This window comes from Entomomonas sp. E2T0 (genome assembly GCF_025985425.1).
In the GTDB taxonomy this organism is placed as follows: domain Bacteria; phylum Pseudomonadota; class Gammaproteobacteria; order Pseudomonadales; family Pseudomonadaceae; genus Entomomonas.
The window spans coordinates 3,199,803-3,224,326 of record NZ_CP094972.1 but is presented as its reverse complement, the minus strand read 5'-3'; the positions used below and the strand labels follow the sequence as shown (position 1 = coordinate 3,224,326).

Below are 24,524 nucleotides of genomic sequence, written 5' to 3'. Positions count from 1 at the left end.
ATTTATAGCCCCTTAGTACGTAATTTTTTATCTAAGCGTGTGAATACTCGACGAGCATTACCCTCAAATATTTGGTGACGCTGTTCAGCACTGATATTTGCTCCATCAATGTAGCGCTTAGTGTCATCAAAATAATGACCTGTTCTTGAGTCTATGCCACGCACCGCGCCAATCATTTCGGAGGCAAATAGAATATTTTTAGTGGGAACTACTTTGGTGAGTAAATCTATACCGTCTTGATGGTAAACACAGGTATCGAAGAAGATATTATTTAATAAGGTTTCTTCAATTTCTGGTTGTTTTAGTGCCTGTGCTAAACCACGGAAACGTCCCCAGTGATAAGGTACAGCGCCACCGCCATGTGGTATTAAGAATTTTATGGTAGGGAAATCTTTAAATAAATCGCTCTTTAAAAACTGCATAAAGGCCGTGGTATCGGCATTTAGATAGTGATCGCCAGTGGTATGAAACTTATCATGGCAACAAGTGCTGACATGTACCATGGCAGGAATATCATACTCCACCATTTTTTCATAAAGCGGATACCAATAGCGATCAGATAAGGCAGGGGAGGTCCATAAACCACCTGATGGATCAGGATTTAAGTTAATCCCTACATTGCCATATTCATTAACGCACTTTTCAAGCTCGGGGATACAGGTTTCTATGGGTACACCTGGAGATTGTGGAAGCATAGCAGCAGGCACAAAGCGATCAGGAAATAGTTGTGATACCCGATAACATAACTCATTACAGATAGCTGCCCATGTTGAAGAGACTTGAAAATCACCAATATGATGCGCCATAAAGCTGGCGCGAGGGGAGAAGATAGTTATGTCAGACCCTCTGTCATCCATTAATCGTAGCTGATTTTCTGTAATGGTTTGACGAATATCATCATCACTGATTTTTAGATCAGCTACGTTAGGTTTCTCTGTTGAGGAGGAAACACTTGCGATTTGCTGATTACGCCACTGATTTAAAGCTTCAGGGGCAGTAGTATAGTGACCATGACAATCAATAACTAAACTCATATAGCACTCCTTTAATGGCTATTCATTATTTTTTTATTTTGCTTGAACGCGACTAGCAAGCAGGCAAATTTCTCCTTGCATTATTAGTCGTGCAGTCCTTAATAAGGCCGCTTTTTGTACTGCTGGATTACCTTGCGAATCCACTGCTACTTCTAGTTCAACACTAAATTCACCGCTAGGGTGCTCAATAGATAACTGATGATGTGTTTTTTGATTGATGGCTGGTTGATAGATTTTTGTAGCAACTGTATTTGGTAGTACACACGCAGTGGCTACAGTAACTGCGGCTAACACACCAATCGCATCATGGCAAACGTGTGGGATAAAACAACGAGTATTAATTGCCCCACCTTGAGTTGCTTCAGAAAGTAGGCACATTTTGGGATAGTTTTTTTGGCTAACATCACCTAAACCCATTTTTTCTGAGGCTTTTAAGCGTAATGTTTCTAATTGTTCTTTTAGCGTTTTATTTTCATTTAATTCAGTCACTGATTCTTGCCCTGTGCAGTTAAGATCAGTGGCTTTGATTAGAATCATTGGCATGCCGTTATCGATACAGGTAACTTCTAATTTTCCTATATTGGGGATGTCAAAAGTATCTGCATAGTTTCCGGTAGGCAATAAGCTGCTACATACTGAACCTGCTGTATCTAAAAAACTAATTTTAATAGGTGCGCTAGTACCAGGGACGCCATCGATTTTACAGCTACCTTCATAAGTGATCTGTCCGTTAGGTGTTTGTATGGTGATATCGCTGAGCATTCCTGTATTTTCAGTTAATACGCGGACGGTCGTTTCACCTTGATGAGCAGTGATTAAGCCAGTTTCTAGCGCATAAGGCACAACTGCTGCCAACATATTGCCGCAGTTAGGTTCAGTGTTAACGGTAGAGTTATCAGGCTGTAGCTGTGCAAATAAAAAAGAAAGTTCAGCTCCTTGTGTATTTGCTTCACACTTAGCGACTATGCCTACTTTACTGGTTAATGGATGAGCTCCACCTAAACCATCAATTTGTCGTTTATCAGGTGAACCCATAGCGGCTAATAAAACTTTATTGCGTTGTTTTATATCAGCTGGCAAATCTGCTTGATTAAAAAATGGGCCTTTAGAAGTACCACCACGCATTAAGCAGCAAGGTATGCGAATTTGTTGTTCCATAGCTTTACTCTTCTTTTTATATTAATAGTGACTATGTTAGGCAATTCATCTATTATGATAAATATGAAAAAAAAACTACTAGATATGACAAATTAGCATAGCTGAAAAATAATCATAAATTATGGAGAGTGGCTGATGAAGAAAGAGTTACCCTTGGACTTAAAACAATTAAAGTATTTTATCCATGTTGCTGAGTTTGGTAGTTTTACTAAAGCGGCTAATCATTTAGATATTGCTCAATCGATGTTAAGTAGGCAGATTAGACGTTTAGAGGTGGATTTAAGGCAAAACTTATTAGTGCGCAATGGGCGAGGTGTGACCTTAACTGATAACGGTAAAATATTATTAGAGCATGCTTATGGCATTATGCATCAAATAGAGCGCACTTATGAAGAGTTAACCAGTGGTCAATTAACAGGGAAGGTTACGATAGGTTTACCACCAACTATGGCTAAGTTATTAGCTGTACCTATTACTAAACAGTTTAAACAAGCACTACCTAAAGCCAATTTGATAATTATTGAGGCATTAACTTCTACGATTGAAGAAGGTATTTTAACGGGAAAGATTGATATCGGATTACTGCATAGTTCGACTCTTGCTGCTGATTTAGAGGTGGCTCCTTTAGGAGATGAGGATTTATGCTTAATCGCTCCGCTTGATGATAACGGTATTAAACAACAAATTTTTACTCTAGAGGAAGTAGCAAAGTTACCGCTAATTTTACCCAGCCATCCCAACTCTTATCGATCTCTTGTTGAAACTGAAATGGCTAAAATCGGTTGTAAACCTGATATTGTGTTGGAAATGAATAGTGTTAATACTATTTTAGAGTTGGTTTACGAGAAAATGGGTTATGCGATATTATCTGCCCGTACTTTGGAATTAGTCACTTATAAAGATGCCTTAGTGGCTTATCCTATTACCTCGCCAACACTGATGAATAAACTATTTATAGCGGTTTCTAATAAAAGGATTATGACTCAAACCCAAAAGACTATGAAGAGTATTATTGAGCAGCTTTGCCAAGCTAAATATTGACTAGATAGCCTATTAATTAGCTGACTATTTGATTAATTTTGTTGTTTTATAGAAAGCTGATAGGGTAGTTAAAAATAATACGGTGCTCATCAAAATTGCCGTCTTTATTCCAACTCTGTCTTAGAGTATTAAAGCGCCATTTAATCGATAAATTTTTAAGTGCACCCTGTTGAAAAGTATAGGCAAGTTCTGATTCTCGCCCCCACTCTCTACCATTACTGGTGCGTAATGTATGTACATTACTGCCTTTAAAATAGCGATGCATCATGGTTAAACCTGTAATGCCTAGGCCTGTAAAATTATAGTCATAACGTAGTTGCCATGATTTTTCTTGAGGGTTGTCGTAGCTATTAGCAAAACTATCGTTGGCTAGTGTACCGCCACTTGAGCCAGTTACTCTCATCCAAGCACTATCACCCGTTAAACGTTGTAACCCTACATAGAAAGTGTGATGATTATAGTGAGCAGAAAATAAACCAAACAACACTTTATTATCTAGTTCACCTGCTTTTTTATTACCATCTTCTTTACCAATAAAGTAGCCTGTATTGGCTCGTAACTGCCAACTACCTAATTGTTGTTCATGTTTAAAGCTAAAATAACCTTGTTTGTAAACATCTTTTAATTGAGCAAACCATGCACCTGCTTGGCTTTTATTGTCATTAAAATTGTATTCTATGCCTGAAAAATTAAACCTATCTGAAGCAGCGAATTTGCCTTTACCTGAGTGGTAAAACATATCTTCCATACTTGCATCGTTTCTTAAGCTAGTACCTCGCATCTGGCCTGCATATAGGGTGGTATTTTGCCATTGGTTAGAGGTAAGCTGTGCACCTTGAAAAGTTTGTGGTAACGAGCGTCCATCATCAGCGCGTAAAATGGGTAAAGTGGTTACCCATTCGCCTACCTTTAACTCTGTTTTCGATAGTTTAAATTTACCAGCTGCTGCTAAACGACCATATTCACGCGCAGGTTTGCCATCATCATGAATCGGTAACATGGAGGTTTTTCCAGAACCTTTACCTGCATCTAATTTAAAGGATGAAAGCCCCAGTACATCTAAACCAAAACCCATGGCTCCTTGCGTATAACCAGATTTAAAATCGAATATGAAACTCTGTGTCCATGCTTTTGATTTATTTTGTGAGCTTTCATTTTTAGGAAAGTTACGAGTAAAGTAATAATTACGTAAGGTTAAGGTTGCATCAGCATCCTCCCAAAAACCTTCCGCATAACTATAGACTTGACTTGTACTTAGTAATAAAACAGTAGTAACTGTATTTTTAAAAGAAGCATAATAATTTTTATTCATAGCGACTCTATCAATTAGTTTTACAATTTAAGATGTTTATTATTTTGATAATTTGAATTTAGCACAGACTAGATCAGTCGAATATGGCAGCATTGCACTATCTGTTATAACAATAATGGTTACACTGTTTGGCTTATTATCTGGTAATAGAAATAAAAAATAGAGAAGAGCTCACTATCATTAGGAAATAGTGAGCATTTGACGAGAAGAGATATTTAATAAATTGCTTGTGTAGACTTATTGGTTAACCAAGGTGATGTTCTGCTAACCAAGTTGTAGCGATATGATGAAGTCGTTTTGCTCTGGTTAGTGCAGGTTCATTGGCTCGGTCTTTTTCGGGTATTTCAAGAGAAATAGCGGTTTCTGTGGGTAGCATGCTTATTATATCGGCTAAGTTTGTGATATATCCTTCGCCCGGTGCTTTGCGTTGTGATCTTGCTTGAGTAATAATTTCATCCATATTTTTAACTTCTTTAGTAGGCACATCACATAACTGAATATACCTAGGCATAGTTCCTCTATAACTTGACCAGTCAGCCGTATTGCTATGGGAGCGGTGGAAATGTATAGAATCTACTAATACTGATAAGTTGCTTTGGTTAACTTTATTAACTAAGGTCACTGCATCTTTTAAGGTAGCAGTAGATAACCAAGGCATAAATTCGACATGAGGTAAAATATCGTATTGAGCGCTTAGTTCAGCTAATAGTCCTAAGTTATCTATTAAGCGTGTTTCATTTTTATCATCTGCTGCTACTAAGGCACTTCTTGCACCGAGTAATTTGGCGGTTTCAAATATTGCTTCAAAGGCTTGAATATCGACATGCTCAGTAATTCGTAAAATTTCAATATCTTCTACTTTTACATCACTTTGCTTAAGCCGAGCAAGACATTCACGCCTAATAGGGGTGTCGCCTTTAAAATCATACGCAGGCTCATTAGGTGTGGCAGGGATTAAGCGTAAGCCAACGCAGTCATAGCCAGCTTGTTGAGCGCAATCGATCATTTCAGGTGGCGTTAATTCGAGTACAGTTAATGCAGCTAATGATAGTTTTCGCATTTTTATTTTTTCCTTTAGCTATTTATAGATGAGTAGTATTTACTAGGATAACTGATCCCTAAGGATAGGGAAGAAAGCATTTGTGTTGTTTTAAGCAATGGGGTAAATAATTGATCCATGTGTTTTTCTGTGAGCCTAACGCTAGGACCTGCAATACTGATAACACCCAAGGCTCTATGAGTATTAGTTTCAAAAACAGGAGCTGCCATAGCTGCTGTACCTAACCCCATACTGTTTTGAAAGCGTGCGTGTTGTTGTTCTCGTACAATAGCTAATTGTTGGTAAAGCAGTTCAATATTAAAGGGGGTAGGTTTTTCACCCTTTTGTAGATAACGCTGTTGTTGTAATTGTATCAATTCAATAGCTGTTGCATCATCTAACGTTGATAACCAAGCCAACCCTGAAGCAGAGAACGCTAAGCGTGCTTCATTGCCCATATCGCTGTCTATTCTCAATGCATCTGTAGCACCTTGCGCTTTAGCCACAAATATTAGCTTGTTAGTATCGATTAAACTTAATCGAACCAGTTCACCACTGATAGTTGCTAGCTCATTAAGTAGTGGTTGTACCACCTGAAAAATATTATCTACAGCCAGCCGCTGAAAGCCTAATTGGGTTAGTTTTAGAGTAAGTTGATAATACTTAGTATCATCATTAAGTTGGACATAACTGTGTTCCATTAAATCTGCAAGTAACCTATGAGTGGCACTTTTGGGCATTTCTAGCCGTTCTGCTATTTCTGTTAAAGCTAGCCCTACTGGTTGGCTCGCCAATAATTCGAGTAAAGACAGTGCGCGATTAATAATTTTAGTTGACATATTTTTCTGTATAGTAAGTAAATAATCTAATTTATTTGGAATAGTTTTCTACTTTATAACTTATCTAGCTATTTTTTGCACTACTTTGTACTGCATGGTTGGCTGCAATCCAAGCAAAGGCTAAACCTGGACCCAGTGTAATTCCAGGGCCTGGATAAGTTCCGCCCATAATCGATTGCATATCATTACCTACTGCATAAAGTTTATTGATTACTTGTTTATTAGCATTTAACACTTGAGCGTTAGTATTTGTAGCAAAACCTGTGCAAGCACCAATATCTCCGGGATAGAGTCTTACTGCATAAAAGGGAGGCTGCGTAATAGTTCCTAAGTTAGGATTAGGTTTATTAAAAGCATCTCCATTTGCTCGTTGATAATCGGTAGTACCTCTTGCGAACTGTAAATCGTTACCTGTTTTCGCATATTCATTCATTTGCGCTATGCTTTGTGCAGTTTTAGCTGGATCTATACCAAGTTTGCGTGCGAGTTCTGCGATAGTATTACCTTGAATTAAATAACCATCCGCCAGAAAAGGCTGTAGTTTTTTACCACCAGGGCGAACCATACCTAGACCATATTTACGTAAACCTTCTGTGTCTGTAATCAAATAACTAGGGATAGAGTTTGTTGTTTGTTGTGCTAGACCAAATCGGTGATATGAGGTTGATTCATTTACAAAACGCTCCCCTCGTTGATTTAGAGTAATCATCCCCGGCTTACCTCTATCTAAAATAAAGTGTGGGAATACGGCAATACTGTTATCTGCTCTTTTACGGGTTGATACAGGCGCCCAAAAACAATTAGTAGGGCCATTAATGTCACCATATACAGCGCCTAACTTTTCTGCTACAACATGGGCTTGAGCAGTATGGCCGGGTGCGCCTGGACACCAGTTTATATCAATAGTAGGAGCTAAGTGTTTACGTCTTTCAATATTTCGATTAAACCCGCCCGAAGCTAGAATAACGCCGCCTTTTACCTTAATTTTCTTAGTGTTACCTTGGTGGGTTAACTCAACACCAGAGATTCCCTGTTCATCTGTAAGTAACTGGGTCATCTCAGTTTCTAATAGGATTGGTACTTGTCTTTTATCCAGTGAATAAAGTAGCGAGGCAATTAGTGCATTACCCATTACTAAGCGAGTACCTCGTGGATATCTCAGCTTATCCATTACATGACGAGCTAATAATTTAGTGGAATAACAGAATGACTTAATATTTTTAGTTAAATTTAGTAGTTGCGTTATATCATCTCTATCAATCATCATTCCGCCTAAGACAGTAAATTCTGGGATAGGAGGACGAACTAACTTAAATCGCTGACCGAGTAATCTACCATCAAAAGGTAATGGTTCGAGAGCACGGCCGCATAACGTAGAATCTTGTTCTTCTGATTGATAGTCAGGATGAAAAGGACGCGCTCTATAACGAACAGAGGAATTTTGCTCAATCTCCTCAACAGCTATTGGGCCAGCATCTAAGAAAGCATCTAGCATAGCTTGGTCAGCTTTTTCACCAATAACAATATTTAAATAATGCTTAGCTTTATCTTTTGTGTCATTAAAGGCACCAACACTTGCAGCATGATGGGTGTTGGGTATCCAAGTAGTGCCTGCAGAAAAAGCGGTAGTTCCACCTACATATTCGGTACGCTCTACTAACAATACTTTTGCGCCTTTCATGGTAGCGAATACTGCGGCAGACATACCTGCGCCACCTGCACCTATCACAACTATATCGTATTCATCATTATTATTTAGATTGTCCCATGCATTCATAATTAACTCGCTATTGTGATTATTTTGATTAACGGTTTAAAAGCTTTATTTGTAATTGCCAAAACAAAAAAATATATGCTATTTTAGAAAACTGGAACAGTATTCCATTTTTTTAAAAGGTATACAACTTATTTTTTAATTACGAATTTGTAGCAACTAATATCAATAAGAAAGGCGTAAATATGAAACAAAACTATTGTGATGTGTTGGTGATAGGTGGTGGAGCTGCTGGTTTTTCGGCAGCAGTAACCGCCGCTTGGCATGGACAAAAAGTAATTTTAATTGAAAAGTCACATTTGTTTGGTGGTGCTACCTGTTGGTCTGGTGGCTGGATGTGGGTGCCACGCAATTCACTAGCACGTGCTGCGGGTATCATTGAAGATATCGAACAGCCACGGCTATTTTTACAAAATGAACTTAAAGATAAATTCGACCCAAAGCGAGTAGACATGTTTTTAAAGTCTGCCCCTGCGATGGTGGATTTTTTTGCTAACAATACCCTACTTCAATTTGAAGACGGTAATAAAATTGCTGATATTCACGGTCATACTGCTGGTGCTAAGGATGGCGGCAGGTCGGTAATTGCTGCCCCTTATCATGGTCGTAAAATGGGAAAGTTAGTCAAAAAAATGTTACCTCCTAAATGGGAAACAGGATTTCTGGGAATGCCTATTATGGCAGGTAAGGATTTATGGAGTTTTTTAAAAGCAACACGCTCCATTTCTGCTGCGTTCTACGTGGCTAAGAGATTGGGGCTACATGCTTTGGATTGGCTAATTTATGGCAGAACTATGCAATTTGTAAACGGTTCAGCATTAATTGCTAGATTAGCAAAGTCAGCTGAGGATTTAGGCGTAACTATTCGAGTTTCAACACCAGCAAAACAATTAATTGAAGAAAATGGTAAAGTGGTAGGTGCTATCGTGAGTACCGAATTAGGTGAAGAAACTATTCATGTTAGCAAAGGTGTTATCCTTGCAGCAGGTGGTTTTTCTTATGATATTAAACGTCGTGCCGCCATGTTTCCCCATATGAAGGATCCCTTAGCACATTGGCCATTACCACCTACTACTAATACCGGAGATGGGCTTAATATGGCGGAACAGGTGGGAGCTGAAGTAGCCACTGATCTAGCTTCGCCAGTAGCTTGGTGTCCTGTGTCATTAGTACCTTATAAGGATGGTACAGTAGGTCATTTCCCACATATTATTGATCGAGGTAAACCAGGGGTTATAGCGGTGATGCATAATGGTAAACGGTTTGTTAACGAAGCTGACGGCTATTATGATTATACTGCGGCTATGGATAGTAAGACACCTGCTAATCAAGAGGTATTCTCATGGTTGATTTGTAGTCATGAATGCCAGCGCCGCTACGGTTTTGGAATGACTAGACCGTTTCCTTTTTCAACTAAGCCTTGGCTTGAATCAGGTTACTTAAAGAAAGCTGATACTATTGAAGGCTTAGCCAGACTATGTGATATTGATCCAAAGGTCTTACGCCAAACCATCGATGAGTTTAATTTACACGCTAAAGAAGGCAAAGATCCTGAATATGGCAGAGGTGGTACAGCTTATAATAGAAAAATGGGTGATCCCGACCATCAGCCTAATCCTAGTTTAGCTCCACTTGATAAAGGCCCGTTCTATGCAATTAAAGTATTACCAGGTAGTTTTGGCACCTTTGCCGGCTTGAAAACAGATGAGCATGCAAGGGTGCTAAATAAAATAGGGCAGCCAATAGAGGGACTATATGCAGTAGGAACAGATATGGCCAGTATAATGGGAGGATATTATCCAACAGGTGGAATTAATTTAGGTCCTGCCATGACCTTTGGTTATGTGGCTGCTTGTCATATAGCAAATAAAACACCTTATACTAATGAGTAGTTTTGGAGTGATACAGTCTTACTTATTGATAAGTATACGATAACGGATAGTGAAATTATTTATGATTGTGTTATGCCTTTAGTTAACCTGATTTTTTCTCGTTAGTTTAAGCAGATTTCTACAATCCAATTATCTTATTTTAAAAAGGTATTTACTGAGAATTTTAGTAACGCAAGAAAAACAATAAAGCTATATGAGATATGAACAATGTCAATGCTAAGTTTAAAAGACCTACTTTATGTTTAATGATTGGATTGTTAGCATGTAACATGAGAGTTACTCCTTTTGTTCTGATTAAAGTTTCGACACCTTTATCAAAACGGGTGGCTCTCTCTTTTGCAAGTGAGTTGTACGATTAGATCTCAATTAATCTAGGTCATTGCTAGACTTGACCGTATTATGGGGTACAGATAAAAATTCTTGGCCTCCTGTCTTAGAAGGCAACCCACATAAATAGCGGAGAAGTTGATTATGAAAAAAGTTAAAATTATTGTTAGTCTGTTTTTATATTTTTTTACATCTCATTTATTCTTTGCAAAAGAAATATTTATAGATGAGTCTTCAGGTAAAGAATATCTATTTTTAGGTAGTGTCGAAGAAAATCAAAAAAAATGGTTAGATTTGAAAAATAATAAAATAGAGTGGATTGAAAATAGTAAGTTACAGCAACAAAGTGGTCAATTAACACCCGAAGAGTTTTTTGAAAAAATAATCAAAAGTGGCCTAATATTTCATGCTGATGGATCTGAACCATTCTGGAATGCCACTATTTCTGAAAACAAATTAAACATATCAATACATGGTGAAAAAGAACAAGAATTAGCTATCAAAACAGAAATGGATAAAAAACCTTTAGATGGTGTTTTTTTATTAATGTTTCAATCAAAAGATCATGAAGTTTATGGGCTAATTAGAAAACTTTGGTGGGATACAACCTGTGATATTAGTGTTACCGATGAAACATCTACTTTTGAAGTATTTATCAATTATCGAGGAAAAATTGTTAAGGGTTGTGCTAGGTTAGATAAGAAGTAGCTTTTATGTGTATATTAAATTGCAAGTGTATATTACTTACTATTTTAATTCTGATAACAATGGTTACTAGCGGAGAAGAAGTTCAAATAGAATCAATTAAATCTACAGAAGGAGCTGGTATAGAATGTACGACAACAATGTCAGGAAATTTAACATTAGATATTATGGGAGAAATAGGTAAAAGAAGTATCTCTATTATAAAAAAAGATAAATACCTATATATAAGTGATAAAGATATTCGTTATTCTCAACCTATCTATGAAGATAGTAAAAATATTTTTTATGTATTAGAAGTTTCTAGGAATATGTACTTTTTACATGGTGAACCTGTACGTGGTACTTTGGGAGATGAAGAATTAGAAAAATCAAAAGAGTCTTATGACATACTTAAGGAAGCATTAGAGGAAGCACATGAAAAAGGAAGTTGTTTGAACTAGAAGTTATAAAATAACATTTACCATTAATAGCATATGTTCATGAAAGAGGATAAATTGATTAAAATAAAAAATATAGTATTTATAATCACCTTTTTCTTTGTATTCCCATTAATTTCTTTTAGTTTCTCTTTAGAGGATGATTATGATGAGGATGGAATTAATGATAAATTTCAAGAAGAAACAGTAGATAATACGTTACATTTAAAGATGTGGCTTTCTTCCATTGATAAAAAAAAAGTCTTACATTATGAAGCCAGTAGATGAAGATAAAATCCCAACTGTTTATCGGAGTTATAAAAAAGGATACTTAGAGTTAGATAGCACATATTATCGTGTGCAAGGGTAGATCTATATAGAATTATATAAATGGTCGCTTGAAAAACAAGACTGGATTTTAACAAAAATAATAACTGGAGAAAGACCTGATCCTGCTAATGATATATTGATCCCATCATTAGAAGTAACATATGTAGAATGTTGTTTTGCTTTAGGTAGTGTAGACCCATACAAAGAATTAACAGAATCAAGAGTTCAGAAAGATATCAACGAAAGATTAGAAAAGAGAATATCTTTATACAATAGCGGCAAGATCAATGTAGCTATCAAGGATGTTGATATATTCGATGCTGTTTCTTATTCAACACTTTTAAATGATGAGAATTTGGTAATTCTTAATGATTTAGCATTTTATTTAGAAAAAGAAAATCCCACTGCTAGTGCTCTGATTTTAGAAAAATATTAACAAAATATCCAAATAGAATAGTAGCTAAATTTAACTTAGCCGATGCATACTGGGCAATTTTGGAAGGAGGCTCTCCTAAGATTAAACAGCTTTATCAAGAATACAAAGAGACAATGATTCAGAAAGGTTTAGCCAAGAAAATACCTGCGAGGGTATTTGAGCGTACTGAATAAGGTAAAGGTTTTGTTTTATCTGTGTAATTAAAAACTAAAATTTATTTAATTTGATCTTACAGCAAATCGAAATAGAGCTATAAATCGGGGTATATATTACTTTGATTAATAAAAAAGCCTAGTTAAATTAATTAACTAGGCTTTGGATATGGAGGCCGGGGTCGGAATCGAACCGGCATAGACGGATTTGCAATCCGCTGCATAAGCCATTCTGCCACCCGGCCATAAGAGTCGGCTATTCTAGCTTTCAGGTTAAAAACTGTCAAATTATTTCCAAATTATTTTTTTGTTTTTATATCATCATTCTACCTTTGAAGCATAGTGATTATTTATGCTAAAAAGACTTTGTTATAGCATTTAAGCTAACAATTATGATAGTGAATTTGGTTTGTGATTTTGTAAATAATTTAGGCTTTTATGATATTTCTCTATTCGCTCTATATCTTTATTGGAAAGCTCTGTAAGTCGTGTTAGGTTCATATTGTCTTTTAAGTCAGCTATTTTTACTGTTTTGGCTAGTTCATTATTGCTAACTCTTTCAATAAATTCTTGGTATGTTTCATTAGGCTGTTTAGTGAGAGCTTCAATAGCTTCTATAATATCCTGTGGAAATCCTTTATTTTTTAAATCTTCTATCGTTATGGTAGTGTCTTCTATTACATCATGTAATAAGGCAACGATTTTTGACTTGTCATCCTCTAGTGAGAACATTAAACGCAGAGGGTGTAGGATATAGGGTTGACCTGCTTTATCAGTTTGCCCTTTATGAGCATTAAAGGCTATATCAAGTGCTTCTGCTAGGTATTTTGAGTTTGTGTTTGAGATTGGCATATTAATAATCAACAGATTATAGGGAGTTGTTGATTATATATGGTTCTAGCAATGAGATGAATAAAATAAAGCCGTACTTTATTAATAAGTACGGCTTATTAGGTGTTTATTGATTCGTTTCAGTTTGTGCGTCTTGTTTTGTTTGTTCTGTGCTATCTTTTAATTGTTCAGATTTTTCTTGCATTTTAGCTTCTAGGCTGTCTTTAGTATCACTAGCAGACTGCTTAGCTTTTTCCCATTGTTCAGAAGCATCTTTGCTGATTTCATCTTTGGTTTCTGCAGCAGATTTTTTAGCTTTTTCCCATTCTTCAGCGGTGGCTTGTTTAGCATTATCCCACTTGTCAGAGGCTTCATTCATTACTTTATCAGTATTTTCAGAGGCAGATTTTTTAGCATCATCCCATGTTTCAGAAGTAGATTGCTTAGCTTCTTCCCATTTATCGGAAGTTGTTTGTTTGGCTTCATCCCATTTTTCTGCAGTAGCCTTTTTAGCTTGCTCAGTTTTAGCAGCAGCTGCGTCTTTGACATTATTAGCTGCTTCTTTAAGATTTTCAGAAGTTGTTGAGGTGTTTTGAGGTGTTGTAGCGGTATCTTTTTTACCATCATCACAACCTGCTAAAGCCAATAATACTAATCCACCTAACAATATTTTTTTCATAAGAAGAACCTCAGTTAATTAATAATAAGTTGCCTTTATGATATAAATAATCAGCTATTAAGTAAGTTAGACGATGGTCATAGTGATTGCTTTGATTTAACAAGATGTTAAAAGTTTTTAGAGGATATTTAAGAGAGTTATTTTAATGATCTGCTATAGATAATCATTTATTGTAAACAAACGGCTTATTCTATTGTCTTAATGTAATAGTATATTAAGGGTGATATTGTATGGTTGCCCTTGAATAGTAGGCGTGTAGTACCCATTTAATTAAAAAACTTGAGGGTTATTACTGATATGCAATTTATTGATTATTATAAAGTATTAGGAGTAGAGCCTACTGCTGACGATAAGACGATTAAGGCTGCTTATCGTAAGCTAGCACGGCAGTATCATCCTGATGTAAATAAAGAGGCAGGAGCAGAGGATAAGTTTAAGGAAGTCGCTGAAGCCTATGATGTATTAAAAAATCCAGAAAAACGCGCTGAGTTTGATCAGTTGCGCCAATATGCACAGCATGGTGGTAATTTTGAGGTGCCACCTAATTGGCAATCACAAGCAGGTGCGGGCAATGGTGGTTTCCATTTTGAAACAGATGGAGAGATGGGGGATTTCTCAGATTTCTTTGAGTCCATTTTTGGAGCAGGTCGTCGTGCAAGCGGTGCACATGCTAATGCAGGTGGTTCAGGATTTTCTTTTAAACGAGCGGGGCGAGATATTGAGTTAGAGTTACCCGTCTTTTTAGAGGAAGTTGTTTCTGGTGACTCAAAAGCTATTAGTTATAGAGTACCTAGTTATGATACTAATGGCCAGCGTCAAGCCGATATTACCAAGAACTTAAATATGAAAATTCCTAAGGGTGTTGTGTCAGGTGAACGTATCCGTTTAAAAGGACAGGGCGCACCTGGTATTGGAGGAGCAGCTAATGGGGATTTGTATTTAATTATTAAATTTGCTCCTCACCCTGATTTTGATGTTAAAGACTATGATCTGACTTTATCGCTACCAATAACACCTTGGGAGGCTGCATTGGGTGCTAAAGTGGCTATTCCTACATTAGCAGGTAAAGTTAATATTAATATTCCTGAAAATAGCCAAGCAGGTCAAAAATTTAGGGTTAAAGGCAAAGGTTTACCTAAGAAGAAAGATGGGGAAGCTGGCGATTTATATGTGATGTTGAAAATAGTTATGCCTCCGACTTTAAATGCGGAATCTAAGGCTTTATGGCAAGAACTGGCCGCTAAAAACTCTTTTGATCCACGTGCAGGGGGTAAAAAGTAATGGTTACTGTCATTGTTTATGATGTGCGAGAGTTATGCCAAGCTATTCATATTTCTGAACATTGTCTAATTGAAATTGTAGAGCATGGTATTGTAGAGCCTGAGGGTGATTCTATTGCAGAGTGGGTGTTTGATACACAGGCATTAGCACTGGTTAGAAAAGCAGTACGTTTACAGCGTGATTTAGAACTTGATTGGACAGCTACTGCATTAGCTATTAACTTGCTAGAGCAAATAGATCAATTACATTCTGATAATGAATACTTGAAACAGCGCTTAAAACGGTTAGAGCTAGCTCAAATTAAGTTGATTTAAAATATTAACTGATTGTTAGTTGATAAGTTATCTTGTTTGAAACAAAAAAAAGGTTCATATTTTTCCGTTATTAGGTATTTTCAGGTAAACTAAGCATTGGTTTTTATCCTAAGTTTAGAGACGAGTTGAGTTTATATGTCAAACGCTCATGCCACCTTATTAATAATTGATGATGATAGAGTGGTACGTGCGAGTATAGCGGCCTATCTAGAAGATAGCGGCTTTACCGTATTACAATCAGCAGATGGTGCCGAGGGGCTAGCAGTATTTGAAAGCAAGCGCCCTGATTTGGTTATTTGTGATTTACGTATGCCAAAATTAGGTGGGATTGATCTAATACGGCATATCGTTGAGGTAGACCCGGAGCTTCCTGTGATTGTGGTTTCTGGTGCAGGCGTTATGAATGATGCTGTAGAGGCTTTACGTTTAGGTGCGGTTGACTATTTAATTAAACCTATCGAAGACTTAGCTGTTCTTGAACATTCAATAAAACGTAGTTTAGAGCGCGTTAAATTAGCAAAAGAGAACTATCTTTATCAATTACAGTTGCAAGAAAGCCTTAATTTATTAAAAGAAGACCAAGATGCAGGGCATCGGGCACAAATGAATATGTTGCCTGAAACGCCTTGGAATACTAATGGCTTACATTTTGCGCATAAAGTTATTCCCTCGTTGTATTTATCAGGGGACTTTGTGGATTATTTCCGCATAGATGATGAACAAGTTTTCTTCTATCTGGCGGATGTTTCTGGGCATGGAGCTTCTTCTGCATTTGCTACTATTTTATTAAAATTTATTACAACCAGCTGGTTGTACAAGTTGCATCGCAAAGGGTTAGTTAGGGAGTTGAAACCTTCTATTTTATTAGGCCATATTAATAAGGGACTAATAGATAGTAAAATAGGCAAGCATGTAACAATGGTAATGGGTATAATTAACGAAAAGAATAATACACTCACTTATACAATGGGGGGACATTTGCCACTCCCCGTGCTGAGTAGTGAAGGAAAAGGGCATTATTTAGAAGGAACTGGTAAGGTTGTAGGCTTGTTTGAGGATGCTGTGTTTGAAGATATTAAAATACAGTTGCCAACAAGTTATACATTAACGTTATTGTCTGATGGTATTTTGGATTTATTACCTGGTAATGATCTTAAGGAAAAAGAGCTATTGCTTCCCAAATTGGTTGCAGAAAATGATGGTTCGTTGGAGTCATTATTAGATGTATTAGGTTTGGCAGAGTTAGAAGCATCACCAGATGATATATCATTATTGTTTATACGCGGAAACGCCATATGAGTATTGAGCATTCAACAGGGAAGATTTTATACACTGAACAGGATGATCTATTTGTTTTAAAATTAACAGGAGATGTTCGTTTAACATTATGTACAGCTCTTGATACAGCAATTTCTAAGCTGTTTGCTGAAAATAAATTTAAAGGTGTTACTTTAGATTTAATGGATGCAGTAAGTTTAGATAGCACAACATTGGGATTATTAGCTAAGTTATCTATTTTAGCTAAGCAGTCAATTAATGTTTTGCCTACCTTAGAAACTTCTAATGAAGATATTATTCGTTTATTAGATTCTATGGGTATAAAGGATTCTTTTGATATAACTGAGGGTAAGCAAGAACAATGGCTTGACCTTAAAGATTTAACTTCTGATGTTTGCTCTGAGGCCTTTGTAAAGGAGAAAGTATTAGAAGCGCATAAAATTCTAATGGATGTTAACGATAACAATAAAGCAGCATTTAAAGACCTAGTAAGTACTTTAGAAGCACAATAAATGAAATGGCGCAAATTTTAATCAGAAAAGACCACTTATAAGTGGTCTTTTTTATGAGTGCTAATTTTTAACTCGTTGTAAACGAAGCCGTAATTTACGATTAGAAATATGTTGTGCATAAGCATTACCACCAATAGCGGTAGCAATACCTATAACCACGATGGCAAAAAATACTTCTTTAGGTAGGGAGGTTAAATAGCCTGTTACAGAGGCAATTACTAAGCTAACAGCGATTAATACTAAGACAACACGAGGCACTATGGTGATATAAAAGCAGGGATTACCAAAGTTAGCAAAGCGATTTCTTTCTTCTTCATCTACTAGTGCAATAGGATTTTTACAAAAAGGACAACTAATGCTTTGTTCAGCACGTAATGCTTGTTGTTGTTTGGAATTAAGATGAAAAGGTCTTTTACAGCAATCAGGTAAGCCTTGGGCTCCTAATACAAATTTAATCATAAAGGCTCAATCATTCATTAAAAAGTAAATTAATTAATAGCGGTTATCTACTATAATAACATCATAAAGTAAAAATAAATGCGTTTACTAGTAATTTAGCTGATGAGTTTAGGCAATGGCAGATAAAGTAAAACGGTTTTGGGAAACTAAGACTTTACAGGAAATGACCACAGAAGAGTGGGAAGCACTATGTGATGGTTGTGGATTATGTTGTTTACAGAAATTACAAGATGATGAGGATGATTGTGTCTACTACACGCGTATTGCCTGTAAACTGTTGGATTTAAAAACTTGTCAGTGTCAGCATTATATTGATCGTAGACAATATGTAGCTGATTGTATACAACTTACTGTAAAAGATATTGATAGTTTTCATTGGTTACCGCCTACTTGTGCTTATCGTCGGTTAGCTGAAAATGATAAATTGCCTGATTGGCATCCATTATTAACGGGTGATCCAGCAACGACCATTAAATCGGGTATTACTATGTCAGGCAAAATGTTAAGTGAAACGAATGTTAGCGAAGATAAATGGGAAGATTATTTAATTTTTAGAGTAGGATAGGCATATTATTTGTTAAATAGTGGTCATTACTTCAAACTTAAACTAGGTACGGATTAATAGGTTAAAGCAGCATGATTCAATTTCGTAATGTAGGCATTATAGGTCGTTTAGGCAGTCAACAAGTGATTGATACAGTGTTTCGGCTGAAACAGTTTTTAGCAGAGAAAAACCTACATGTGATGTTGGAAGAATCCATTGCTGAAGCGATCTCTGAGCATGATATGCAAGTAGCCTCCTATAGCCTAATGGGGGAAAGCTGTGATTTAGCTATTGTGGTGGGTGGTGATGGCAGTGTACTTGGTGCAGCAAGGGAGTTAGCACCTTATAATATTCCTTTATTAGGTATTAATCGGGGTAATTTAGGTTTTTTAACAGATATCAAGCCTGATGAATTAGAAGCTCAGATAACAGAAGTGTTAGAAGGGCGTTATATTGTGGAAGAACGCTTTTTATTAACTGCTCATTCCTACCATAACGATCAATCTACAGGTTGTGCTGATGCATTAAATGATGTCGTACTGCATGCTGGTCAATCAGCACGGATGATTGAGTTTGAGATTTTCTTGGATGGTCAATTTATTAGTAGCCAACGTGCGGATGGTTTAATTATTTCTACACCTACAGGTTCTACGGCTTACGCGCTTTCAGCAGGTGGCCCTATTATGCATCCTAAGCTAGACGCTATTGTAGTAGTACCAATGTATCCACATACACTTTCTAGTCGTCCTATTGTGGTGGATGCGCGCAGTGAGTTAAAAATAGTTATTTCTCCTAATATCGATATTCATCCACAAGTTTCCTGTGATGCACAAAATCATTTGTATTGTGCACCAGGCGATGTCATTACGGTACGCAAAAATAGACATAAAGTTAAGTTATTGCATTTACTAGATTATAACTACTATGAAATTTGTCGTAATAAGCTCGGTTGGGGCAGTCGTTTGGGAAGGGAACATGACTAATGTGGCTTGATCCAAAGAGGGGATACGACATTATAGGAGATATACATGGTTGTGCTAATGCGTTAAGCCAGTTATTAGAACAGTTGGGTTATAGCAAGCAGCAAGGTGTGTGGCGACATCCTAAGCGGATGGCTTTATTCTTGGGGGATATTGTTGATAGGGGGCCTCATATTAGAGGGGCCTTGCATATAGTTAAAGCGATGGTAGATGCAGGGCAAGCTATTTGTTTAATGGGTAACCATGAGTATTATAGCTTAGGTTGGTTTACCCCACGTCAAGATAAGCCAAGTGAGTTTGTACATGCTCATAATGCAAGAAATAAGCGCATAATAAATGAGACACTTGAGCAATTTGCTGCTTATCCTGATGAATGGCAGGAATTTTTACAATGGTTTTATAGTTTGCCTTTATTTATTGATGCAGGACGTTTCCGATTAGTACATGCCTATTGGGATCAACTGTTAATTAACCAGTTTAAAGAACTTTGTCCTAACCAACAGATTACTCCTGAGTTATTACAGCAATCTGTTTATCATCATAGTGTGGCTTATAAGATATTTGATCATTTATTAAAAGGATTGAGGTTACCTTTACTCGATGGTCAGGTATTAGTAAGCAAAGATGGTTATGCCCGTAATGTCTTTAGGGCAAAATTTTGGGCAGATCATCCTGAGACTTATCAAGATGTAGTTTTTCAACCTGATGCATTGCCACATAATGCAATGATTACCCCTTTAACTGATCAACAAAAACATAGTTGTTCAGTTTATTCAGCTGATGAGCCATTATTATTTGTAGGGCATTATTGGTGTGAGGGAATGCCTGCTCCTATCCAAAATAATTTAGCTTGTCTTGATTACAGTGCAGTAAAATATGGTAAGTTAGTGGCTTATCGTTTAGATGATGAAACGAGGATAGATCGTAATAAGTTTGTTTGGATAAATGTAGAAAGACCCCATTAGTCTTATATCAAAAGGCTATTATTTTCGATATATTTAATTTTACTTAGAAAAGAAATAACCATTTTATATTGCTCATCGCAATATGGAATTTTTACTAATGATGAAAAAAATAATTATTTTATTACTGCTATTAAATTTGAGCTGTTATTGGAATTATTTACAAGCTACATCTATTGCTTATCAATCGAATGAAGTAGTCGCAGAAAATGAATCTTTTGTCCGTAAGCTAATTAATACAACTAAGCAAGGCTTTCTAGTACAGGATTTTTACCAAGAAGGTATGAAGTATACTGATCCTTATCTATTATTAAATCAACAGCAACTAGCATTAAATAATTTTGAGTTAGATGATTATTTAAATTATCACATCGATGGCGTTTTGATTGTCTGGCGCAGTGATGGTCAAAAGTTTTTAGAAGCTAATTTTTTAAAAGGTAAACCACAGGGTACTTGGACTTATTGGAACTTTTTAGGTGGTAAAAGCCTAGAAGGTAATTATCAGCAAGGGGAAAAGGTTGGCGAATGGATATCATGGTATAACAACCAGCGAATAAAACAACGAGGTAGTTATATACAGGGCAAACAGCAAGGTCATTGGCAAATGTGGCATACCAATGGTCAGCAACAATATGATGAGTTCTATAGCAATGGCTTGTTAAATGGTACATGGCAGAGTTGGTTTTATGATGGTAAATCAGAAATCACTGGGCAATATAAACAAGGTAAAAAAGAGGGATTCTGGCAGGGTTTCTATGATTCTGGGGATAGGTTTATTCATTACTATCAAAATGGCTTTGAAGATGGTTTATGGCAACGTTGGTACGCTAATGGACAAAAAGCTTATGAAGGGCGTTATCAACAGGGCAAACGCCATGGTATTTGGCAATATTGGCATGATAATGGTCAGTTGTCAGCCAAAATAACCTATAAGCAGGGCGAAGCTACTGGGCAAGTAACGAGAATGCACCTTAATGGTCAATTAGCACAACAGGGCAGTTATGTACAAGGTAGGCGGCAAGGGTCATGGTTAGCTTGGTATGATAATGGTGAAAAAAGAGAACAGAGTAATTATCAGCAAGGTTTACAACAAGGACTTTGGACGCTTTGGTATCCTAATGGTAATAAGTTTATAGAAGCCAATTACCAAGAGGGTGAGAAGCAAGGTAAATGGTTGCAATGGTATGATAACGGTAAACCATTATTAACAGGTGAATATAATCATAATTTAGCGAATGGTACATGGCAATATTGGGCTGAGGATGGCTCCAAGTATAAGCAACAACATTATATAAAAGGTGTTTTGCAAGATTAGTACGATGTTTTACAGTAATAGCTAATAGTGATACATTAAAAATAATGTTTAAACACTAAATGTTTTCTAATGAGGGAAAGTTATGGCTGTAATATTACAAATCGATTTTACTATGTCGGCAGATATGTTGGGTGATCGTTTGGTTAATCCTGCCACAGAGTTAGCTAACAGTATTACTAAAGAACCTGGTTTTATTGCTAAAATCTGGACAGAGAATAAAGCAACCAATGAAGCTGGTGGTATTTATCTATTTAAAGACAGAGAGTCAGCCCAAAACTATGTAGATATGCATCAAAAACGAGTAGAAAAAATGGGTGCAAGCAATATCAACTATAAAATATTTGATATTAATGAGGCTTTAACAAAAATTACTCAAGGGCCACTGCATTGGGATTAATATAAAGTAATTGATAACTACATAAACAGTAGCTATTTTCCGCTATAATAGCCACCGTTTATCTTTAGTAGGAAATAGCAAATGTTAGTATTGGGGTTAGAAACCTCTTGTGATGAAACAGGTGTGGCGTTGTATGACAGCAAAAAAGGGCTATTAGCTGACGCTTTATTTAGTCAGATTGACTTACACCGTATTTATGGTGGAGTAGTACCTGAATTAGCATCACGCGACCATATTAAGCGGTTAATCCCTTTACTAAATCAAGTGTTAGCTGAAGCAGGCTGTGCAAAGTCAGCGATTGATGCCATAGCCTATACCGCAGGGCCAGGTTTAGTGGGTGCTTTGTTAGTAGGTGCTTCATTTGCTCAAGCGCTGTCTTTTGCGTGGGGTATTCCCTCCGTAGGCGTGCATCATATGGAAGGTCATTTGCTAGCGCCTATGTTAGAAGAAAATCCTCCTAAATTTCCTTTTGTTGCTTTATTAGTATCTGGTGGTCATACCCAATTAGTGAAAGTGGAAGGTATTGGTCGTTATGAATTACTAGGTGAATCTGTAGATGATGCCGCAGGTGAAGCCTTTGATAAAACAGCTAAACTATTAGGGCTTAATTATCCCGGTGGACCAGAAATTGCTCGTTTGGCAGAGCAAGGCATGGTAAAGCGTTTTAAGTTTCCCAGACCTATGACCGATCGTCCTGGCTTAATGTTTAGTTTTAGTGGCCTTAAAACCGCAGCTTTAAATGCTTGGCAGCAATGCAAAGCAGATAATGATGATAGCGAACAAACTAAAGCCGATATTGCGTTAGCATTTCAGCAGGCAGTAGTGGAAACATTAACTATAAAATGTGGTCGAGCCTTAGAACAAACAGGTTTAAATCAATTGGTTATTGCAGGTGGTGTGAGTGCTAATAAAGTGCTTCGTCACTCTTTAGAAGAAATGGTTAAACCTTTCAAGGGTAATGTATTTTATGCACGCCCACAGTTTTGTACTGATAATGGTGCAATGATTGCTTATGCAGGTTGCCAACGATTAATGGCGGGTGAACATGGCGATTTAGCAATAGAAGTAAGAGCACGTTGGCCAATGGAACAGTTACCTGCAATTTAACAAATATAAAGGGTATCGCTAATTGATACCCTTATATGTATTGATTACTTGTTATAGATTAATTTTAATTTGTAAACAAGTCCTGCTATTACGGCACCTAAGATAGGGAATACAATAAATACCCATAATTGTGATAAGGCATGTCCATTAAATAAGGCTGGGCCTAAGCTACGAGCAGGGTTAACAGAAACACCTGTTACATGAATACCAACAATATGAATAAGCACTAAGGTAAAGCCAATAGCTAATCCTGCAAATTTGTTTAATGCTTGTTCATGGGTAGAACCAAGAATAACAAATACAAAGATAAAAGTAGCAACAGTTTCAAATAATGCAGCAGCAAGTAAATTATATTGACCTTGATAACCAGCACCATAGCCATTGTGTCCAAGGCCATTAGCTAGTGTAAAATCAGGTGAGCCACTGGCAATAAGATAGAGAATAGATGCTCCTGCGATAGCTCCAAGACATTGAGCGATAATGTAAGGAATAGCATCTTTTATAGAGATACGATTACTTACTAGTGCACCAATAGTAACAGCAGGGTTTATATGACAGCCTGAAATTGGCCCTATGGCATAAGCCATTGCTACAATGCTAAGACCAAAAGCAAACGCGATACCTAATTGTCCTACTTGATCTCCAGCTAATACAGCCGCACCACAACCAAATAACACTAAAGTAGCCGTTCCAATAAATTCAGCAAAATATTTTTTCATGATAATAAATCCAAAGGTTTTTTATTATTATATACCCGTTTGATATAAAAGATATTTTTATTCTTTAGTCTAGTAGCTATATTTTTAAAAATGGCGTTCACGGCCCGCTATTAAATCACGTAAATTACGGCGATGACGCCAAAGGATTAGCACACAAAGTACTAGAATAGGTAAAAGAATAGTGTGTTCAAATAGAATGGATATCATTGTCATAACAGCAAGTGCTAGTAAGGCAGAAAGTGAACTAGTACGAGTAAAGTAAAAAGTTATTCCCCAAGCAATGATAGCAATCATACCTATAATAGGAGATACAGCAAGCACCATTCCTGCTGCGGTAGCGACACCTTTACCACCTTTAAAGCGAAAATAAATAGGGTAAAGATGGCCAATAACAGCGCCTATACCAATCCATGCTTGTTGTTCTAATGTAAAATCTAATTGTTTAGCAATAAATACTGGTAAAATACCTTTTATTAAATCACCTATTAGGGTAAAAACAGCAAGGCGCATGCCAGCTACTCGCATCATATTGGTAGCTCCAGGATTCCCTGAGCCTAACGAGCGAGGATCTGTTTTTCCTGTTACTTTGCTAAGTAAAATAGCAAAAGATACAGAACCTAATAAATATGAAAAAAGTAGTAACAACCAAAACATGTTAATTATTCCTATCCTAATTGTTGATTGTAGCGAG

The 24,524-nt window shown here is 36.7% G+C and carries 27 protein-coding genes and 1 tRNA gene; 16 read left to right on the top strand and 12 right to left on the bottom strand.

Translation table 11 applies throughout. The features are described 5' to 3' along the window. Positions 1 to 2 precede the first annotated feature (2 nt). Positions 3 to 1,034 (bottom strand): amidohydrolase family protein, encoded by a 1,032-nt coding sequence (locus tag MTZ49_RS15290; protein WP_264746313.1) that lies wholly within the window; start codon positions 1,032 to 1,034, stop codon positions 3 to 5. A 33-nt stretch (positions 1,035 to 1,067) separates the two neighbouring features. Beyond that, a complete protein-coding gene (locus tag MTZ49_RS15285; RefSeq protein WP_264746312.1) occupies positions 1,068 to 2,192 on the bottom strand; it encodes a 4-oxalomesaconate tautomerase in 1,125 nt (374 codons plus the stop codon). Between the two features lie 135 nt (positions 2,193 to 2,327). Here MTZ49_RS15285 and MTZ49_RS15280 point away from each other — a divergent pair, with 135 nt between their 5' ends. Beyond that, positions 2,328 to 3,233: a LysR family transcriptional regulator gene (locus MTZ49_RS15280; RefSeq protein ID WP_264746311.1), complete on the top strand. Its 906-nt coding sequence runs from the start codon at positions 2,328 to 2,330 to the stop codon at positions 3,231 to 3,233. 46 nt (positions 3,234 to 3,279) lie between these two features. Here MTZ49_RS15280 and MTZ49_RS15275 read toward each other — a convergent pair whose 3' ends face one another. From MTZ49_RS15275 to MTZ49_RS15260, 4 genes are all read right to left on the bottom strand, one after another. Further along, positions 3,280 to 4,545, bottom strand: a complete 1,266-nt coding sequence (locus tag MTZ49_RS15275; protein ID WP_264746310.1) for an OprD family porin — start codon at positions 4,543 to 4,545, stop codon at positions 3,280 to 3,282. Positions 4,546 to 4,789: 244 nt separating this feature from the next. Beyond that, positions 4,790 to 5,605: a sugar phosphate isomerase/epimerase family protein gene (locus tag MTZ49_RS15270; RefSeq protein WP_264746309.1), complete on the bottom strand. Its 816-nt coding sequence runs from the start codon at positions 5,603 to 5,605 to the stop codon at positions 4,790 to 4,792. A 14-nt stretch (positions 5,606 to 5,619) separates the two neighbouring features. Then, the gene (locus MTZ49_RS15265; protein ID WP_264746308.1) at positions 5,620 to 6,423 is read right to left on the bottom strand and encodes an IclR family transcriptional regulator; all 804 of its coding nucleotides are present in this window, start codon (positions 6,421 to 6,423) and stop codon (positions 5,620 to 5,622) included. 64 nt (positions 6,424 to 6,487) lie between these two features. Beyond that, positions 6,488 to 8,200 (bottom strand): FAD-dependent oxidoreductase, encoded by a 1,713-nt coding sequence (locus MTZ49_RS15260; RefSeq protein ID WP_264746307.1) that lies wholly within the window; start codon positions 8,198 to 8,200, stop codon positions 6,488 to 6,490. Between the two features lie 182 nt (positions 8,201 to 8,382). Between MTZ49_RS15260 and MTZ49_RS15255 the strand changes: the two genes are divergently transcribed. The 5 genes from MTZ49_RS15255 (at position 8,383) to MTZ49_RS15235 (ending at position 12,303) form a co-directional block, all read left to right on the top strand. Then, positions 8,383 to 10,089 (top strand): FAD-dependent oxidoreductase, encoded by a 1,707-nt coding sequence (locus MTZ49_RS15255; RefSeq protein ID WP_264746306.1) that lies wholly within the window; start codon positions 8,383 to 8,385, stop codon positions 10,087 to 10,089. 471 nt (positions 10,090 to 10,560) lie between these two features. Beyond that, a complete protein-coding gene (locus MTZ49_RS15250; protein WP_264746305.1) occupies positions 10,561 to 11,124 on the top strand; it encodes a hypothetical protein in 564 nt (187 codons plus the stop codon). A 5-nt stretch (positions 11,125 to 11,129) separates the two neighbouring features. Beyond that, on the top strand, positions 11,130 to 11,561 hold the full coding sequence (locus tag MTZ49_RS15245) for a hypothetical protein (protein ID WP_264746304.1): 432 nt from the start codon (positions 11,130 to 11,132) through the stop codon (positions 11,559 to 11,561). A gap of 39 nt (positions 11,562 to 11,600) precedes the next feature. Continuing rightward, the gene (locus tag MTZ49_RS15240; RefSeq protein WP_264746303.1) at positions 11,601 to 11,825 is read left to right on the top strand and encodes a hypothetical protein; all 225 of its coding nucleotides are present in this window, start codon (positions 11,601 to 11,603) and stop codon (positions 11,823 to 11,825) included. A gap of 178 nt (positions 11,826 to 12,003) precedes the next feature. Further along, positions 12,004 to 12,303 (top strand): hypothetical protein, encoded by a 300-nt coding sequence (locus tag MTZ49_RS15235; protein WP_264746302.1) that lies wholly within the window; start codon positions 12,004 to 12,006, stop codon positions 12,301 to 12,303. A gap of 322 nt (positions 12,304 to 12,625) precedes the next feature. Here the strand turns inward: MTZ49_RS15235 and MTZ49_RS15230 are convergent. The 3 genes from MTZ49_RS15230 to MTZ49_RS15220 form a co-directional block, all read right to left on the bottom strand. Continuing rightward, a tRNA-Cys gene (locus tag MTZ49_RS15230) sits at positions 12,626 to 12,700 on the bottom strand. A gap of 145 nt (positions 12,701 to 12,845) precedes the next feature. Further along, positions 12,846 to 13,307: a GTP pyrophosphokinase gene (locus MTZ49_RS15225; protein ID WP_264746301.1), complete on the bottom strand. Its 462-nt coding sequence runs from the start codon at positions 13,305 to 13,307 to the stop codon at positions 12,846 to 12,848. Positions 13,308 to 13,413: 106 nt separating this feature from the next. Continuing rightward, the gene (locus tag MTZ49_RS15220; protein ID WP_264746300.1) at positions 13,414 to 13,965 is read right to left on the bottom strand and encodes a hypothetical protein; all 552 of its coding nucleotides are present in this window, start codon (positions 13,963 to 13,965) and stop codon (positions 13,414 to 13,416) included. A gap of 297 nt (positions 13,966 to 14,262) precedes the next feature. On the opposite strand from MTZ49_RS15220, the gene MTZ49_RS15215 reads away from it, so the two are divergent. The 4 genes from MTZ49_RS15215 to MTZ49_RS15200 all read left to right on the top strand — a co-directional run bounded on the left by MTZ49_RS15215 (position 14,263) and on the right by MTZ49_RS15200 (position 17,350). Further along, positions 14,263 to 15,246, top strand: a complete 984-nt coding sequence (locus tag MTZ49_RS15215) for a DnaJ C-terminal domain-containing protein (RefSeq protein ID WP_264746299.1) — start codon at positions 14,263 to 14,265, stop codon at positions 15,244 to 15,246. Continuing rightward, entirely contained in the window at positions 15,246 to 15,560 is a 315-nt protein-coding gene (locus MTZ49_RS15210) for a chaperone modulator CbpM (RefSeq protein WP_264746298.1), read from the top strand. The genes MTZ49_RS15215 and MTZ49_RS15210 overlap by 1 nt, the downstream gene beginning before the upstream one ends. Positions 15,561 to 15,695: 135 nt before the next feature. Continuing rightward, entirely contained in the window at positions 15,696 to 16,859 is a 1,164-nt protein-coding gene (locus MTZ49_RS15205; RefSeq protein ID WP_264746297.1) for a response regulator, read from the top strand. Further along, positions 16,856 to 17,350 (top strand): STAS domain-containing protein, encoded by a 495-nt coding sequence (locus MTZ49_RS15200; RefSeq protein WP_264746296.1) that lies wholly within the window; start codon positions 16,856 to 16,858, stop codon positions 17,348 to 17,350. Before MTZ49_RS15205 ends, MTZ49_RS15200 begins: the two co-directional genes overlap by 4 nt. A 60-nt stretch (positions 17,351 to 17,410) precedes the next feature. Here the strand turns inward: MTZ49_RS15200 and MTZ49_RS15195 are convergent, their stop codons facing one another. Beyond that, a complete protein-coding gene (locus MTZ49_RS15195) occupies positions 17,411 to 17,809 on the bottom strand; it encodes a hypothetical protein (protein ID WP_264746295.1) in 399 nt (132 codons plus the stop codon). 115 nt (positions 17,810 to 17,924) lie between these two features. On the opposite strand from MTZ49_RS15195, the gene MTZ49_RS15190 reads away from it, so the two are divergent. From MTZ49_RS15190 to tsaD, 6 genes are all read left to right on the top strand, one after another. Continuing rightward, entirely contained in the window at positions 17,925 to 18,374 is a 450-nt protein-coding gene (locus MTZ49_RS15190) for a YcgN family cysteine cluster protein (protein ID WP_264746294.1), read from the top strand. Between the two features lie 71 nt (positions 18,375 to 18,445). Continuing rightward, entirely contained in the window at positions 18,446 to 19,336 is an 891-nt protein-coding gene (locus MTZ49_RS15185; protein ID WP_264746293.1) for an NAD(+) kinase, read from the top strand. Further along, positions 19,336 to 20,298, top strand: coding sequence for a metallophosphoesterase (locus MTZ49_RS15180; protein WP_264746292.1), 963 nt, complete (start codon positions 19,336 to 19,338; stop codon positions 20,296 to 20,298). The genes MTZ49_RS15185 and MTZ49_RS15180 overlap by 1 nt, the downstream gene beginning before the upstream one ends. 97 nt (positions 20,299 to 20,395) lie before the next feature. Further along, a complete protein-coding gene (locus MTZ49_RS15175; RefSeq protein ID WP_264746291.1) occupies positions 20,396 to 21,610 on the top strand; it encodes a toxin-antitoxin system YwqK family antitoxin in 1,215 nt (404 codons plus the stop codon). Between the two features lie 82 nt (positions 21,611 to 21,692). Then, positions 21,693 to 22,007: a monooxygenase gene (locus MTZ49_RS15170; RefSeq protein WP_264746290.1), complete on the top strand. Its 315-nt coding sequence runs from the start codon at positions 21,693 to 21,695 to the stop codon at positions 22,005 to 22,007. Positions 22,008 to 22,088: 81 nt separating this feature from the next. Then, on the top strand, positions 22,089 to 23,114 hold the full coding sequence (tsaD, locus tag MTZ49_RS15165) for a tRNA (adenosine(37)-N6)-threonylcarbamoyltransferase complex transferase subunit TsaD (protein ID WP_264746289.1): 1,026 nt from the start codon (positions 22,089 to 22,091) through the stop codon (positions 23,112 to 23,114). Positions 23,115 to 23,158: 44 nt separating this feature from the next. Here the strand turns inward: tsaD and aqpZ are convergent, their stop codons facing one another. Together aqpZ and plsY are read right to left on the bottom strand one after the other, a co-directional pair. Then, entirely contained in the window at positions 23,159 to 23,833 is a 675-nt protein-coding gene (gene aqpZ / locus MTZ49_RS15160; RefSeq protein ID WP_264746288.1) for an aquaporin Z, read from the bottom strand. An 84-nt stretch (positions 23,834 to 23,917) separates the two neighbouring features. After that, positions 23,918 to 24,487, bottom strand: a complete 570-nt coding sequence (gene plsY / locus MTZ49_RS15155; RefSeq protein WP_264746287.1) for a glycerol-3-phosphate 1-O-acyltransferase PlsY — start codon at positions 24,485 to 24,487, stop codon at positions 23,918 to 23,920. Positions 24,488 to 24,524: the final 37 nt, after the last annotated feature.

Bases quoted from the DNA above. Each gene is read 5' to 3' on its own strand.
- MTZ49_RS15290 (WP_264746313.1), bottom strand. From the start codon at position 1,034: ATGAGTTTAGTTATTGATTGTCATGGTCACTATACTACTGCCCCTGAA.
- MTZ49_RS15285 (WP_264746312.1), bottom strand. From the start codon at position 2,192: ATGGAACAACAAATTCGCATACCTTGCTGCTTAATGCGTGGTGGTACT.
- MTZ49_RS15280 (WP_264746311.1), top strand. From the start codon at position 2,328: ATGAAGAAAGAGTTACCCTTGGACTTAAAACAATTAAAGTATTTTATC.
- MTZ49_RS15275 (WP_264746310.1), bottom strand. From the start codon at position 4,545: ATGAATAAAAATTATTATGCTTCTTTTAAAAATACAGTTACTACTGTT.
- MTZ49_RS15270 (WP_264746309.1), bottom strand. From the start codon at position 5,605: ATGCGAAAACTATCATTAGCTGCATTAACTGTACTCGAATTAACGCCA.
- MTZ49_RS15265 (WP_264746308.1), bottom strand. From the start codon at position 6,423: ATGTCAACTAAAATTATTAATCGCGCACTGTCTTTACTCGAATTATTG.
- MTZ49_RS15260 (WP_264746307.1), bottom strand. From the start codon at position 8,200: ATGAATGCATGGGACAATCTAAATAATAATGATGAATACGATATAGTT.
- MTZ49_RS15255 (WP_264746306.1), top strand. From the start codon at position 8,383: ATGAAACAAAACTATTGTGATGTGTTGGTGATAGGTGGTGGAGCTGCT.
- MTZ49_RS15250 (WP_264746305.1), top strand. From the start codon at position 10,561: ATGAAAAAAGTTAAAATTATTGTTAGTCTGTTTTTATATTTTTTTACA.
- MTZ49_RS15245 (WP_264746304.1), top strand. From the start codon at position 11,130: ATGTGTATATTAAATTGCAAGTGTATATTACTTACTATTTTAATTCTG.
- MTZ49_RS15240 (WP_264746303.1), top strand. From the start codon at position 11,601: ATGAAAGAGGATAAATTGATTAAAATAAAAAATATAGTATTTATAATC.
- MTZ49_RS15225 (WP_264746301.1), bottom strand. From the start codon at position 13,307: ATGCCAATCTCAAACACAAACTCAAAATACCTAGCAGAAGCACTTGAT.
- MTZ49_RS15220 (WP_264746300.1), bottom strand. From the start codon at position 13,965: ATGAAAAAAATATTGTTAGGTGGATTAGTATTATTGGCTTTAGCAGGT.
- MTZ49_RS15215 (WP_264746299.1), top strand. From the start codon at position 14,263: ATGCAATTTATTGATTATTATAAAGTATTAGGAGTAGAGCCTACTGCT.
- MTZ49_RS15210 (WP_264746298.1), top strand. From the start codon at position 15,246: ATGGTTACTGTCATTGTTTATGATGTGCGAGAGTTATGCCAAGCTATT.
- MTZ49_RS15205 (WP_264746297.1), top strand. From the start codon at position 15,696: ATGTCAAACGCTCATGCCACCTTATTAATAATTGATGATGATAGAGTG.
- MTZ49_RS15200 (WP_264746296.1), top strand. From the start codon at position 16,856: ATGAGTATTGAGCATTCAACAGGGAAGATTTTATACACTGAACAGGAT.
- MTZ49_RS15195 (WP_264746295.1), bottom strand. From the start codon at position 17,809: ATGATTAAATTTGTATTAGGAGCCCAAGGCTTACCTGATTGCTGTAAA.
- MTZ49_RS15190 (WP_264746294.1), top strand. From the start codon at position 17,925: ATGGCAGATAAAGTAAAACGGTTTTGGGAAACTAAGACTTTACAGGAA.
- MTZ49_RS15185 (WP_264746293.1), top strand. From the start codon at position 18,446: ATGATTCAATTTCGTAATGTAGGCATTATAGGTCGTTTAGGCAGTCAA.
- MTZ49_RS15180 (WP_264746292.1), top strand. From the start codon at position 19,336: ATGTGGCTTGATCCAAAGAGGGGATACGACATTATAGGAGATATACAT.
- MTZ49_RS15175 (WP_264746291.1), top strand. From the start codon at position 20,396: ATGATGAAAAAAATAATTATTTTATTACTGCTATTAAATTTGAGCTGT.
- MTZ49_RS15170 (WP_264746290.1), top strand. From the start codon at position 21,693: ATGGCTGTAATATTACAAATCGATTTTACTATGTCGGCAGATATGTTG.
- tsaD (WP_264746289.1), top strand. From the start codon at position 22,089: ATGTTAGTATTGGGGTTAGAAACCTCTTGTGATGAAACAGGTGTGGCG.
- aqpZ (WP_264746288.1), bottom strand. From the start codon at position 23,833: ATGAAAAAATATTTTGCTGAATTTATTGGAACGGCTACTTTAGTGTTA.
- plsY (WP_264746287.1), bottom strand. From the start codon at position 24,487: ATGTTTTGGTTGTTACTACTTTTTTCATATTTATTAGGTTCTGTATCT.